Genomic DNA, 14,176 nt, shown 5'->3' with positions numbered 1-14,176 from the left:
CGGGCTTCCGTAACGCATCAGGCAGGAGCCTGCCCGGCGATCACTCCAGCAGCGAACGCAGCATCCACGCGTACTTCTCGTGGGTCTGCAGGCGCTGGGTCATCAGGTCCACCGTCGGATCGTCACCCGCCTCGTCGGCCATCTTCAGCACCTTGCGCGCGGTACGGGCCACGGCCTCGTTGCCGACGGTGAGCTGGCGTACCATCTCGCGCCAGTCCGGGGCTTCGGTCAGGCCGGGCTCCTCCGGGATCGAGCTCAGGCGGATGAACTCCGCGTACGAACCGGGCGCGTTGAAGCCCAGGGCGCGGATGCGCTCGGCGGTCTCGTCCAGGGCGTTCCACTGCTCGGTGTACTGGGTCTCGAACATCACGTGCAGGCTGTTGAACATCGGCCCGGTGACGTTCCAGTGGAAGTTGTGCGTCTTCAGGTACAGGGTGAAGCTGTCCGACAGGAAGCGCGACAGGCCCTCGGCGATCTTCCTGCGGTCGCCGGTGCTGATGCCGATGTCGACGTCCTGGCTGCTGGCGGTGGGCGTCAGCGATCCCTGGGTTGCGCCCTTCGGCGCGCCCTTGGCGGCGGCCTTGGACTTGCCGTTCTTCTCTTTGGCCATCTTGGTTCTCCCTTCGCTCATGGCATTGCGGCGACAATAGGACGTGTCGACCGCGGTGTGAAATGGTTTTTAGCTTGCAGCTTGATCGATGAAATCAATGGACCCGGCGCAGTCTAGACAGGCCGATGTCACCAATGCGTTACGCCAGGCCCGGCGCGCCATCGACGGTGCGCTGAGTCGCGACCGTGGCCGGCTGCAGGGCCTGTGGTCGAAGTGGAACGCCAGGCCCGCCGACGAGCGTGCCCGCGAAGCCTTCGCGCAGGCGCTGGGGACCTCCGTCGGCCAGCGCGAGGCGCGCGCCGCATCGCTGCCGCAGGCGCCCGTCGATCCCAACCTGCCCATTGCGGCAAAAGCCGACGAGATCGTCGAGTTGATTCGTGCGCATCCGGTGGTCGTCATCGCGGGCGAGACCGGTTCGGGCAAGACGACCCAGCTGCCCAAGCTGTGCCTGGCCGCTGGACGCGGTGCCTCCGGCATGATCGGTTGCACCCAGCCGCGCCGCATCGCCGCGCGCGCCGTGGCGCGGCGCGTCGCCGAGGAACTGCAAACCCCGTTGGGCGGCGCGGTGGGCTACCAGGTCCGCTTCACCGAGAACGTCGGCGAGCAGACCGCGGTGAAGTTCATGACCGACGGCATCCTGCTGGCGGAGATCCAGTCCGACCGCTGGCTGTCGCGCTACGACACCATCCTGATAGACGAGGCGCACGAGCGCAGCCTCAACATCGATTTCCTGCTCGGCTATCTCAAGCAACTGCTGCAGCGACGCCGCGACCTGAAGGTCATCGTCACCTCCGCCACCATCGACACCGAGCGTTTCGCCGCGCACTTCGGCGGCGCGCCGGTGGTGAACGTGGAGGGCCGCGGTTATCCCGTCACGGTCCGCTACCGTCCACTTGAAGGCGAAAGCGAGGACGACGGCGACCGCACCATCAACGACGGCATCGTGTCGGCCTGCGACGAGATCACCCGCGAGGATCCGCGCGGCGACGTGCTGGTGTTCCTGCCCGGCGAACGCGAGATCCGCGACGCCCACCTGGCGCTGGAGCGCCGCAAGTATCGCGAGACCGAAGTGCTGCCGTTGTACGCGCGCCTGTCGGTGCGCGACCAGGACCGTGTGTTCAACCCGGGACCAAAGCGCCGCATCGTGCTGGCCACCAACGTCGCCGAGACCTCGCTGACGGTGCCCCGCATCCGCTACGTAGTGGACCCAGGCCTTGCGCGCGTGAAGCGTTACAGCCCACGTGGAAAGCTCGACCGTCTGCACATCGAGCCGGTCAGCCAGGCCAGCGCCGACCAGCGCAAAGGCCGGTGCGGCCGCATCAGCGAGGGCACCTGCTACCGCCTGTATTCCGAGGCGGATTTCGAATCGCGTCCGCGCTACACCGATCCGGAAATCCGCCGTGCCGCACTGGCGGGCGTGATCCTGCGCATGCTGTCGCTGGGCCTGGGCAGGATCGAGGAATTCCCTTTCCTGGAGCCGCCGGACCCGCGTGCCATCGCCGACGGCTGGCAGCAGCTCGCCGAGCTGGGCGCCGTCGACGACGAACGCCGCATGACGCCGACCGGCAGGCAGATGTCGCGCCTGCCGGTGGACGTGAAACTGGCGCGCATGCTGGTGGCGGCCAACCAGCATGGCGTGTTGCGCGAGATGCTGGTGATCGCCTCGTTCCTGGGCATCCAGGATCCACGCGAACGCCCTGCCGACCAGCGCGCCGCAGCCGACAATGCGCACGCGCAGTTCGCCGACGCCAAGTCGGAGTTCGTCGGCATCCTCAAGTTGTGGGAAGCCTACAACGCCGCGCACGAGGAACTCACGCAGTCGAAGCTGCGCGGCTGGTGCGAGAAGCACTTCCTCGGCTTCCTGCGCATGCGCGAATGGCGCGAGCTGCATCGCCAGCTGAAGCTGATGGCCGAGGAGATGGGGTGGGCGAGCGGCCGCGTTGGCGAACCACTGGTTCGCACGGCCGCGAGCGCCCGGCCAGGGATGGCCGGGCAGGGCGACCCACAAGCCGATGCGTCGCGCCAAGGACGGCAGCCTCTGCCGCAAGAGACGTCGGAAGGCGCGTCGGCGCAGCACTACGCCACCCTGCACAAGGCCCTCATCGCCGGCCTGCCGACCCAGATCGGAACGCGCAGCGACAAGGGTTACGACGGCCCACGCGGGCGCAAGTTCCAGCTGTTTCCCGGTTCACCGCTGGCCAGGAAGCCGCCGCCGTGGGTGCTGTCCGCCACGCTGCTCGATACCGAGCGCGTGTGGGCGCTGACCAACGCATCCATCGAACCCGACTGGGCGATCGCCGAGCTGTCGCATCTGCTTTCGCGCCGCCAGCATGACCCGCGCTGGTCGCGTTCGCAGGGACGCGTGATCGGCAGCGAGCAGATCAGCCTGTTCGGCCTGGTGCTGGCGCCCAAGCGTCCGGTGCACTACGGCGCGCTGTTCCCCGAAGAAAGTCGCGCGATCTTCGCGCGCGACGCACTGGTGGCCGGCGAGATCAACACGCGCAGCGCGTTCCTGCCGCGCAATCTGGCCACGCTGGCCAAGGCGCGTGAGGAAGAAGCCAAGCAACGCCGCGCCGGCCTCGTGGTCGACGAGGAATGGATGGCGCAGTGGTACCTCGATCGGCTGCCGCCGCACGTGCACAACACGCAGGCGCTGGACGCCTGGTTCAACAGGCTGTCGCCGGCGGACAAGGCCGGGCTGGAATGGTCGCTGTCGGATCTGATGATCGGCGACGAGAGCGATGCGGTGAAGTTCCCGCCGTATCTCGCCCTGGGCAACGTACGCCTTGCCGTGAAATACCGCTTCGAGCCGGGCGCACCGGACGACGGCATGACGCTGGCGGTGCCGCTGCACCTGCTCAACGCGCTGGATCCCGTACGCCTCACGTGGCTGGCGCCGGGTTTCATCGCCGACAAGGCGGCTGCGCTCATCAAGACGCTGCCGAAGGCGATGCGTCGCAACTTCGTGCCCGCGCCCGACTTCGCGCGTGCCTTCCACGAAGCCCATTCGCAACCGACGGCCGACGCGTTCACCGGCGAGCTCGCGCGCTTCCTGCAGAAACTCGGCGGTGTGCCGCTTGCGCCTACGGACTTCGACGAGACCGCGCTGGAACCGCACCTGCGCATGAACCTGCGCTTGTTCGATCGTGACGGAAAGACGGTGCTGGCCGAATCGCGCGACCTGGACGAACTGCGCGAGCGCTTCGGCGAACGCGCCGCGGCTGCGTTCGCCGCCAAGGCCGCCGACGGCCTGGCGCAGCGCGGACTGACCACGTTCCCCGACGTGCGGATTCCCGAATCCGTGCCTGGCGCGGGTGGCGTGCCCGCATATCCCGCGTTGCACGACGACGGCGACAGCGTGTCGCTGCGCGTGCATGCCGATCGCGAGGAAGCGCGCCGTGAGCATCCGCGCGGCGTGCGCCGCCTGCTCGCCATCGCGCTGGCCGACAAGCAGCGGCAGGCGCGCAAGCAACTGCCGGTCACGCCGAAAATGGGCCTGCTCTATGCCTCGATCGAAGCCGCCGCGCCGCGTACGGATGGACTGAAGGAAGGCGACCGCCTGCGTGCCGATCTGGTGGACGGCGCATTTGCGTCTCTGGCCGCGGAAGACCTGGACGACGTGCGCGACGCGGACACCTTCGCCACGCGCCGGGACGCGATCGGCCGGCAGCTGTTCGGCGAAGCGATGGAACGGCTGAAGCAGGCAGAGACCATCCTCGCCGCGGTCGCCGAGGCGCGGGTCAAGCTGGAATCGCCGTTGATGGGCTGGGCCATCGGCAATCTCGACGACATGCGCGCACACCTGGCCTCGCTGACGCCGCCGGGCTTCCTGCGCAATGTGCCGGCGCAGGCGCTGCGCGAGTATCCGCGTTACCTCAAGGCGCTGGCGTTGCGCGGTGAACGCGCGCTGCGCGACCCGGTCCGCGACCAGGCACGAATGCTGGAACTCAAGCCGTTCGTCGATGCCCTCGCGAAGGCGGTGCGGGACGATGAGGCCGACATGCCCGAATGGCAGGCGCTGCGCTGGGAACTGGAGGAACTGCGCGTGTCGCTATTCGCGCAGGAACTGGGCACGCGTGGCGGCGTGTCGCCCAAGAAGCTGGCGCAGCGGCTCGCGCAGCTGCGCCAGTGAATCCGCCGCGCGTCAGTCGACGCGCTGCACCTTGAGCTTGGGCGTCTGCCCTTCCATCTGCAGGTACCACGCGCCGAGCATGCCGGGCGCGATGGTCACCTTCGGGTCGACCGCGGCCTTGCGCAGGACCAGGCTGCCGTCTGTCACCCGCCAGCGTTGGCCGTTGTCGAGCAGCACCACGTCGCCGCGCGACCAGCCGCGCACCGTGCCCCTGACGGCGCCGCTCACCGCTTCCGGCGCTGCACGGCGATGGCGCAGCCCGGCCTCGTCGCGCTGGCTCTGCACGACGGCGGCGGTCACCGCCTGCTTGCGCTCCTCGCGCAGCAGGCGGTTGAGCAACTGCAACTGGTCCGGCGTCAGCGTGTCCAGGCCGGTGGCGCGCATTTCCTCGGCGCTGAGACGCTGTTCGACGGGCACGTAGGGCGGCTCGGCGTGAGCCGTCGGCACCGCCATCGTGCATGCGATGAAAGCCAGGACGAGGGCTCGCATCACTTCACCCGCTGCACCCGGGCGCGGGTGTTGTAACCCTCGACCGACAGATACCAGGTATTCCCGACGAGGCCTGGCGTGATCTTCACCTGCGGCTTGTCCAGGCGTACGCCGGTGAGGCTGGCGTCGTCGGTCTGGCGCCACACCTGGCCGTTGTCGAGCGTGAACTCGCGGCCCTTGGCCAGGCCGTTGAATCCACCGGACAGTGTCGCCGTCACCGGCTCGCGGACTTCCCGGGTGAACAGGCCGCGACGGTCTTCGGTGGTGGATTCCTGCTTGGCGACCTCGGCGGCCTTCGCCGTCTCCACTTCCAGCGTGCCCTGCAGCCAGGCGTTGAGGTTGGCCAGTTCCTGCGGCGTCAGCTTGTCCAGACCGGCGGACTTGAACTGCTCGTGGCTCATCTGCTGCTCGATCTTCTGCTGGGCCGACGCGGCTCCCAGCGGCAGCAGCAGGGCCAGTGCGAGCAGGCCGGCGCGGACGTGCGAAAGGCGGGGTGAGGGCATGCGCTGTTCCTCCAGACGGTTGCGGGCTAGTGTAGACCGTCCCTGCGTCACCCACTGTTCCATCGAGATGGCAACACCGTCCCCCCAGCCGAACCACGCGCTGACGCATCCCGTCGCCGCGGGCATTCCTGCGCCGCTGCGCACGGCGATGCAACAGGCGGCCGAGGGCGCGGACACGGCCGCCGAATCGCCCGCCGTGGTGCAGAGCATGCTCGAAGCCCTGGCGCTGCTGGGTGCGGATGGCGACACGGTCGCTGCGGCAATGCTGCATTCGCATCCGGCGTGGGAAGCGTCCCTGCGCGCCACGGTGGAGCGCGACTTCCCGAGCATCGCGCCGCTGCTGGAAGGCCAGCGCGCCGCCGAACAGGTGTGGGCGCTGCACGCGCAGCGCCATGGCCAGGCCGGCAACGAAGGCCTGCGGCGGCTGTTGCTGGCCATCGTGCGCGACCTGCGGGTGGTGCCGATCCTGCTGGCGCGCCAGCTCGCGCGCATGCGTCATGCCGAGCGCCTGCCCGAGGACGAACGTCGCGAACTCGCCCTGCTCACGCGCGACATCCACGCGCCGCTGGCGAACCGGCTGGGCATCTGGCAACTGAAGTGGGAGCTGGAAGACCTCGCGTTCCGTTACCTGGAACCGCAGACCTACCAGCAGATCGCGAGGCTGCTCGATGAAAAGCGCGTCGACCGCGAGCGGTACATTGAGCAGGTCAAGGGCACGCTGCGCGAGGCCATGGATGCGCAGGGACTGAAAGCCGACGTTGCCGGTCGGCCCAAGCACATCTACAGCATCTGGAAGAAGATGCAGCGCAAGCACGTGCCGATCGGCGAGCTTTACGACCTGCGCGCGGTGCGCGTGCTGGTCGACACGCTGGCCGACTGCTACGCCGCGCTCGGCGTGGTCCACGCCACCTGGACGCCGATCCCAAGCGAGTTCGACGACTACATCGCTCGGCCCAAGCGCAACGACTACCGCTCGCTGCACACCGCCGTGATCGGGCCGGAAGGCAAGACGCTGGAAGTGCAGATCCGCACGCACGAGATGCATCGCCAGGCCGAACTGGGCGTGGCCGCGCACTGGAAATACAAGGAAGTCGGCAGCCACAGCGCGGATGCCGCGTTCGACCGCAAGATCGCGTGGATGCGCCGCCTGCTCGAAGCAGGTGCCGAAGCGGGCCGCGAGGAGGCCTCTTTGTCGGGCGAGTTCGATACCGAACTGCTCGAAGACCGCATCTACGTGCTTACGCCAAAGGGCGAGGTGATCGACCTGCCGGCGGGCGCGACGCCGCTGGATTTCGCCTACCACGTGCATACCGAAGTCGGTCACCGCTGCCGTGGCGCCAAGGTGGACGGACGCATCGTGCCGCTGGACCACAAGCTGCGCAGCGGCGATCGCGTCGAGATCATGACGGCGAAAACCGGCGAGCCCCGCCGCGACTGGCTGGTCGCATCCAACGGGTTCCTTGCCAGCAGCCGCTCGCGCGACAAGGTGCGCGCCTGGTTCCACAAGCTCGACCGCGTGCGCAACGAGACGGCGGGCAAGGAACTGCTGGACAAGGAGCTGCGCCGGCTGGGCCTGATGGGCGCGGACCTGACGCCCGCGCGCGAGAAGTTCAACCTCGCCACCGACGGCGAGGTGTACGTGCAGGTCGCTTTGGGCGACATCGGCCCGCACCAGGTCGGCCGCGCGCTGCTCGAACACGAACGCGCACGCGAAGCGGCGCACGCGGCAGCGCCCGCAACCACTACGGTGACCACACCGCCTTCACCGCGGCATGTGCCTCGCAGGAGCACCGACTTCACGGTGGAGGGCGTCGGCAACCTGCTGGTGCAGCTGGCGCGCTGCTGCCAGCCGCTGCCCGGCGAGCCGATCGTGGGCTACCTCACGCGTGGACGCGGCGTGAGCGTGCACCGGCCGGGCTGTGCCTCGTTCGAACGCCTCGCGGCGGCCCAGCCGCAGCGCGTGCTGCCGGTGGAATGGGGCCGGGCTGGCAGCGGCTACGAAGTCGACATCGAAGTGCTGGCGCTGGACCGCAAGTGGCTGCTGAAGGAGGTGACCAACCTCATCGCGCAGGGCAATGCCCACGTGGTCAGCATCCGCAGCGACAGCGAGCGCAACGGTGCGCGTGTGCGCCTGCGACTGCGACTGCGCGTGGGCGATTACGGGCAGTTGTCCACGCTGCTGGGCAAGCTGGCCTCGCTTCCTGGCGTGGAGTACGCGCAGCGTCGCTGAACGCAGCCCGTCCCTTCGCACGGAGCGGCGACGGAGCAGGCGCTATCCTTCGCCGGGTGACATCGGTACCTCCCGGACAACACGACCCTCACCGCCCGCGCGGACCTTCGGACGATGCCGCACCCTCGATGGACGGTCGCGTCGAACCGCGCATGGGCGCATGGAACCCGGACGACTTCGCGCGTGGGCGCAGTCGCGGGGGTACGCGCCCGCGTGATGAACCGCGCGAGCCGCGTCGTGGCCTTTGGTGGTTCGTGCTCGGCGCCGCTGTGCTCGCTATCGCCGCCGGGCTCCTGTTCATGCGTCAACCGTTGTCCGACTGGTTGTGGCCGGAGACTCGCGCGCAGCAGTTGCAGGCCGACGCGGCCCGGGCGCTCGCGCAGGGGCGGCTGACTTCGCCTGACGGGCGTGGCGCGCGCGAACTGTACGCCGCGGCACTGGCGCTGGATCCGGATCGCAGCGAGGCGCGGCAGGGCCTGGCACGCGTCGGGGCAGCTGCGCTCACGCAGGCGGAGGCCGCCATCCAGGCGCGCCGCTACCCCATCGCGCACCGCAACCTCGCCTTGGCACGGGAACTGAACATGCCTCGCGCACGCGTGGACGTCGTGGCCAAGCGTTTGCGCGAGCGCGAGGCGATCGATGCAGGCATCCCGAAGCTGTTGGCCCGTGCAGCCACCGCGCGCAAGGACGGACAGCTCGAAGGCAGCGACGATTCGGCATTGGCGCTTTACCAGCGCGTGCTCACGCTGCAGCCCAGCAACCTGGACGCGCTGGAAGGCCGCGAGGACACCCTGGCCGATCTGCTGCAACAGGCGCGCGCGTCGCTGGCACGCGGCGAAGTTGCCGAGGCCTCGGCGCGGATTCATCGCGTGCAGGCCGCCGACGCCGGTCACGTGGATCTGCCCGCTGCGCTGGCCGAGCTCACGCAGATCGCGGAGCGTCGCCGTGGCGCAGGCGATGCCGAGCTGCGTCGCGGGCGCTTGGCGGAGGCGCTGCAGGAATACCTCGCTGCGCTCCAGGCCATGCCCGGAGATGCGGCTGCGGAGCGCGGCCTGATCGAGGTTGCCAACGCGTATGCCGCGCGCAGCCAGCGTTACGCCGCCGATTTCCGTTTCGACGACGCAGAGGCCGCACTGCGCGACGCGCGCGCGATCGCATTGCAGGCACCCGGTATTGCCGAGGCCGAGCGAAGGCTGCAGCAGGCCAGGCAGAGCGAATTGCGCTACGGGTCGCGTGCGCCATCCGGCGACCGCCAGCGCCGCCTGCGCGAACTGCTCGCCGATGCGAGCGCCGCCGAAGCGCGTGGCGACCTGATGACGCCACCCGGCGACAGCGCCTTCGACAAGGTGCGCGCCGCGCGCGCGCTGGCTCCCAACGACCCTGGTGTGCGCGCCGCCATGAGCCGCCTGCTGCCCACGGCACAGGCCTGCTTCGAACGCGAACTGCGCGGCAACCGCCTCATCCGCGCCCGCGAATGCCTGGATGCCCGCGTGGCGCTGGAAGGCGAAAACGCGGGCCTGCGCGAAGCCCGCCGCCGTCTCGCGCAGCGCTGGATCGCCGTGGGCGACGAGCGCCTGGGCGCCGGCGAGCTCAACGCCGCCCAGGCGGCGCTGACCGCCGCCCGCGAACTCGACCCCAACGCGACCGGTCTGGGCGAGTTCGCCGACCGGTTGCGCGCGGCGGCGGCGGCGAACTGAATCCGTCAGTTCATCGTGATCGAGCGGGCCAGTGCGGTCGCCGCCTCGGACCACGTCGGCCATTGCCTGGCCATCGGGGTGCCACGACCGGCCAACAGTCGATCGCGGATCATCACGTCCCACTGTGACGCATCGTCGGGCAGATACGTCGCATGCTCGCCCATCACTTCACGGAAGACCGGGATATCGCGCGCGAGCACGGGTAGACCGTGCTGGGCCGCTTCGATCAGCGGTAGCCCATACCCTTCGCCCTGCGAGGCCGCGAGCAGCGCCGTGGCTTGCGCATAGAGCGCGCCCAGTTCCCGGTCATGGACGTCGTCGTGCCAATGCAGGCTGTCGCCGTTCCGCGGATGCCGTTTGATCCGTGCAATCAGGTCGTCGATGAGCCACCCACGCTGGCCGACGATGATCAGGTTGAAATCAAAGCCGCTACTCCAGAGGCGCTCGGCCGTATCGAGCGCATCCCGATGCCCCTTGCGCGGTTCCAGCGTCCCCACCATCAGGAGGGAAGGTCGCCGTTGCACGGCCGCATGCAGTGATGCACGCAAGGCGGAAACCTCACTCTGGAGCGTCAGCGGATCGACGCCGAGGAAGAACGATCCGATGCGGGGCGGTTTGCGGAACTGGAAGAGCGGGGCGTTCTCGGCGAGCCAGTTGCGGTAATCGGCGGCCGTGGCCCGGGACACACAAACGACGCTGTCGGCCAGGAAGCTGATGTCATTGAGCCAGCGGGCCAACAGCTCGCGCGAGTAGGCGTGAAACCACTGGGGGGAACGCACCGGAAGCAGGTCGTGGACCAGGAAAGAGGTCGACACGCCGCCGCGCCGCCAGTCCGCTACGCGGCAGGAAGCGGCCGAGAGCGATTCCGGCGACCAGTCCAGTCCCACGAACCTGTCTCCACGTCGCGGTAACACGATGCCTTCCTCGAGCTGCAGGTCTTCCAGTTCCAGCAAAGAAGTCGCGTAGCTGCGTGCATGGCGATAATCACCGTCCTCGTATCTCACCGGCTCGATTCGCACGCCGGCCGGAGGCGCCTCTAGCCAGTTGCGCAGGATGTTGCGGACCACCCGATGCACGCCAGTGCCGATGTCACGTCCGGCAATGCTGGTGACATCGACGAACCAGCGCCTAGTCCGTGAGACACGAATCGCGCTGGCTCCATAGGCGATCTGGGCCAGATCGTCAGCGTTCGAATCGCCGGGCAGGGCAGCGATGTCACGCGCGAGGACTTCTTCTGTTGATGAGTGCGATCGCTCGAACCACGCCTCGATGCCGGTGATCTCGCTGATGTCGCAGACCGGAACGGCGGGCGCTCCCGACGCTGCCATGACGGCTTGCACGCGGTCGGCCAGATAACGCGTCCTCGTCAGGACGCCCACGGAAGATTCGAGCACAGGCACGAGCGCGGCGAGGGGATCGTGGTTGCCGTTGCGGTCGGCATCACGAAGTGCGTGATATCCAGAACCAAGATAGGTGCCGATACGAGTGTCCCGGAGCGAAGCCGACGGGACGGACTCATCGAGCAGGATCACCCCGGGTTCGAGCGTCGCCCGCTCCATTGCCTCGGCCGAGCTTTGGGCATCGAGCACATGAATCAGCCGGGGAGCGGCCTCCGGCACCGGCAGTGATCCTTCGTTTACATCTGACCCCTGCGACACGATGGCGGACAGTCCAGCGCGCTCGGCCCACGCCGGGAGTACGAACGGTGACGGAACCGTGCCGGCAACTGCAGGGTCGGCCGATCGGACCGCCCGGATGCGGGACGCGCTGTGGCGCTCGAATGCCTGCAACGCACGCGCGGCAACGGCCTCCGCGGTGAAGCGTCTGACCCGCTCCACTCCGTATTGGCGAAGTTGATTCGCATGCTCCGCATCGGTCAGCACGCGCTGCATCTTGCTCGCGAGTTCAACCGGATCGTTCGGGTCGAACATCGCCGCACTCAGTCCGAGGACTTCCGGCAAGCTCGTCGCGCTACTCGCCAGGGTAGGTGCGCCGCACGCCATGGCTTCGGCCGGCGTCAGGCCGAATCCTTCCGCACGCGAAGGAAACACGAACAATGCGCAGGTGCTGTACAGCGCTATCAGTTCTTCGTCGTCAATCGATCCGGTGATGGACACTTCGTGGTTGCCAAGCCCCATCCTGATCAGGTGTTTCTCCAATTCGCGGCGATGATCGGGATGAATATGCCCAGCGAGCACGAGGGGGCAACCGGACCTGACGCTCAACGGCAGCGCTGCGTACGCGGAAACCAGCAAGGGTACGTTCTTGCGCGGATCAAAGCCGCCGGCGTACAGGGCGAAGCGCGACGGAATGCCAAGACGCTCACGGGTACGCTCGAGCGCCGGAGTGCCCGCTCGCATCGGCGCGAACTTCGCATCGATGATGCAGCCTGTCGTTGCGATCCGGTCTGGATCCAGCCCAGCTCTCGCGATTGCGTCCTCGCGGCTGTAATCGGAAATCGAGGTCAGCAAGTCAACGCGCTTCAAGAACTCCAGGCGCTCTGCGTACCAGCGGCGCATATGAGGATCCGGCAGCGAAGTGGCCGGATCTTGAAGCGGGAGCACGTCATACAGGATCGCAGCTGTCGAGGCCCGTGCGAGTGGTCGGTCAGGTACCACCGCATCCTCGTTGAAGCCCTCGAACACGCTCGTATGCCATACCCAATCGGCCTCCAGCGCATCCAGTTGATGACGCATGAGTCGTGCTGCAGCAGCCCGACGCCAGCCGTTGGCGGGGGAAAACGTCGCGGTTTCGAGTGGCAGCCGCAGGCAGTGGATGCGGTCGAGTGGCACTAACTCGACAAGTTCAGCCAGCAGTTCGTCGATCCCGTCGATGAGGGGCGAACTCAGTGCCAGATGGATTTCGTGCGTGTCACCCGCGTGTTGGACAAACGCGCGGACCAGATCGCGCGTGTGCCGTCCAATGCCACGCCGGCGGCTCTGCGTCTGGGCCCCCTGCATGTCGATCACGATCTTCATCGGGAGCGTGCCTGCGCTGCATGCCTCTTCAGGCGTCGGAACAGAAGCAGGGACTCCTCCGGAAGATGCGCGGCGTCGATCTGCACGGCCGATCGGGTGTGCTGGGCATCGTGTACAGCGCGCCGCAGGCGAGCATCAAATGCGGGAATGCGCGCCACAAGGCGAACCAGGAGGCGCTTGAGCGTGGGACTGCGGCCAATCCAGCCATTGATGTGGGAAATGTTCACGCGGGGAAAATCCGGTTGACCTGCTGGCGCGCCACGTCGACCGAGAAGTACTTCTGGATGTTGCGGAGGCCTGCGTCGGAGAGTTCCCGCCAAAGAACCGGGTCGGAGTAAGCGCGCAGGACAGCGGCGGCGAAGTCCGATGGAGATTCCGCGATCAATGCGTCGCGCCCATCCAGTAGATGCATGCCTTCAGCAGCGATCGGCGTGAGGACTACGGGCAGTCCGTAACTCATCGCAAGGTTCACCTTCCCCTTGACGCCGGCTCCAAAGCGCAGTGGTGCCACCGACAAACGGGACGCCTCCATCAACGCTGACAGGTCTTCCACTCGCCCATGCAGTTCCACTCCTTCGCCACGCAGCGTTTCCGAGGCTTGAGGGGTGATATCGCCGACGACGTGCAGCCGTATCTTTGGTGCCTGCAACCGTACGATGGGAAGCACCTCCCGGATGAACCATTGCATTGCGTCAAGATTCGGTGGATGCGAGAAGCCACCGACAAACAGCAGGTCGCGTCGCTCCTCGAAGGAAGCACTGCGCCCGTGTACCTGATGGATATTGCTCAGCAACTCGACACGGGTGCCCGGGAGCAACTCCGCGAGCATCCGCCTTTCTTCTTCGCTCACGACCAGACATAGATCACTGTCCCTGATCAGTCCCAGTTCCTGCTGCAGGGTCGCATCGGCCTGGCGCTGCAGGATCTTGCTCCCGGCTACGGCCGCACCACGTCGCTCGCGCAGGAAATGAAGGTCAACGGTGTCGAAGACCAACTGTGCCTGCGGTGCGAACTTGCGGATCAGCGATCGATACTGGGCCGCGATGGGCGCCCGTGACAAAACGACCGAGTCGATTCGCGCGCCTTCGCGGCGCAGCCACGGGAGGATGTTGCCTGATCGGTACGACACTCCGATCTGCGCGAGACGCTCGATGTCGTGCACTGAAGCTGCTCCATCGTCAGCGACGAAGTCGATTTGCCAGCCAGCCTCGCGCAGGAGCTGCAGAAATGCATGCATTCGCAACGAACCAGAGTCGCGCGAAGGATCCGGCGCACTGGCATCGATGATCAACATGTGGCGTTTCCCGCCTGGATCGGACAGGGCCTCCTGGACAGCGCTGCCGCTCCGAATGCCGCGCCGACGCATGAATTCCAGGACACGCGTCCATGTTGAACGCCAACCCCGCATTTGCACACTGGCCAGCATGCGTCGGTATTGATGCATCCAGCGCCTGATTTGCCAGCGAAGTTCTTCGACCACAGATATGACCTTGTCAGTAGCGAGAGCAGCTTCGTCCGCACTCGTACCTGAAGGAAA

The 14,176-nt window shown here is 67.4% G+C and carries 9 protein-coding genes; 3 read left to right on the top strand and 6 right to left on the bottom strand.

Annotated elements, in window-relative coordinates; genetic code table 11:
• Positions 1 to 40: 40 nt before the first annotated feature.
• Complete coding sequence (locus tag VFE83_RS08390; RefSeq protein WP_324905000.1) at positions 41 to 610, bottom strand: Dps family protein; 570 nt, start codon at positions 608 to 610, stop codon at positions 41 to 43.
• A 97-nt stretch (positions 611 to 707) separates the two neighbouring features.
• Here VFE83_RS08390 and hrpA point away from each other — a divergent pair, with 97 nt between their 5' ends.
• Positions 708 to 4,742 (top strand): ATP-dependent RNA helicase HrpA, encoded by a 4,035-nt coding sequence (gene hrpA, locus VFE83_RS08385; RefSeq protein ID WP_414674715.1) that lies wholly within the window; start codon positions 708 to 710, stop codon positions 4,740 to 4,742.
• A gap of 12 nt (positions 4,743 to 4,754) precedes the next feature.
• Here the strand turns inward: hrpA and VFE83_RS08380 are convergent, their stop codons facing one another.
• Positions 4,755 to 5,231 (bottom strand): hypothetical protein, encoded by a 477-nt coding sequence (locus VFE83_RS08380; protein WP_324904997.1) that lies wholly within the window; start codon positions 5,229 to 5,231, stop codon positions 4,755 to 4,757.
• Positions 5,231 to 5,734, bottom strand: coding sequence for a hypothetical protein (locus VFE83_RS08375; protein WP_324904995.1), 504 nt, complete (start codon positions 5,732 to 5,734; stop codon positions 5,231 to 5,233). The genes VFE83_RS08380 and VFE83_RS08375 overlap by 1 nt, the downstream gene beginning before the upstream one ends.
• 67 nt (positions 5,735 to 5,801) lie before the next feature.
• Between VFE83_RS08375 and VFE83_RS08370 the strand changes: the two genes are divergently transcribed.
• The gene (locus VFE83_RS08370) at positions 5,802 to 7,964 is read left to right on the top strand and encodes a RelA/SpoT family protein (RefSeq protein WP_414674710.1); all 2,163 of its coding nucleotides are present in this window, start codon (positions 5,802 to 5,804) and stop codon (positions 7,962 to 7,964) included.
• A 299-nt stretch (positions 7,965 to 8,263) separates the two neighbouring features.
• Positions 8,264 to 9,661 (top strand): hypothetical protein, encoded by a 1,398-nt coding sequence (locus VFE83_RS08365; RefSeq protein WP_324905202.1) that lies wholly within the window; start codon positions 8,264 to 8,266, stop codon positions 9,659 to 9,661.
• Positions 9,662 to 9,666: 5 nt separating this feature from the next.
• Here the strand turns inward: VFE83_RS08365 and VFE83_RS08360 are convergent, their stop codons facing one another.
• The 3 genes from VFE83_RS08360 to VFE83_RS08350 are packed head-to-tail and all read right to left on the bottom strand — an operon-like array spanning position 9,667 to position 13,933.
• Complete coding sequence (locus tag VFE83_RS08360) at positions 9,667 to 12,639, bottom strand: glycosyltransferase family 1 protein (RefSeq protein WP_324904993.1); 2,973 nt, start codon at positions 12,637 to 12,639, stop codon at positions 9,667 to 9,669.
• Entirely contained in the window at positions 12,636 to 12,866 is a 231-nt protein-coding gene (locus VFE83_RS08355) for a hypothetical protein (protein ID WP_324904990.1), read from the bottom strand. Before VFE83_RS08355 ends, VFE83_RS08360 begins: the two co-directional genes overlap by 4 nt.
• Complete coding sequence (locus VFE83_RS08350; protein WP_324904989.1) at positions 12,863 to 13,933, bottom strand: glycosyltransferase; 1,071 nt, start codon at positions 13,931 to 13,933, stop codon at positions 12,863 to 12,865. The genes VFE83_RS08355 and VFE83_RS08350 overlap by 4 nt, the downstream gene beginning before the upstream one ends.
• Between the last annotated feature and the right edge of the window lie 243 nt (positions 13,934 to 14,176).

This window comes from Lysobacter sp. (assembly GCF_035655815.1).
GTDB lineage: Bacteria > Pseudomonadota > Gammaproteobacteria > Xanthomonadales > Xanthomonadaceae > Lysobacter_J.
Note: the sequence above shows the minus strand (reverse complement) of the source record. Positions and strands in the feature narration are given on the sequence as shown.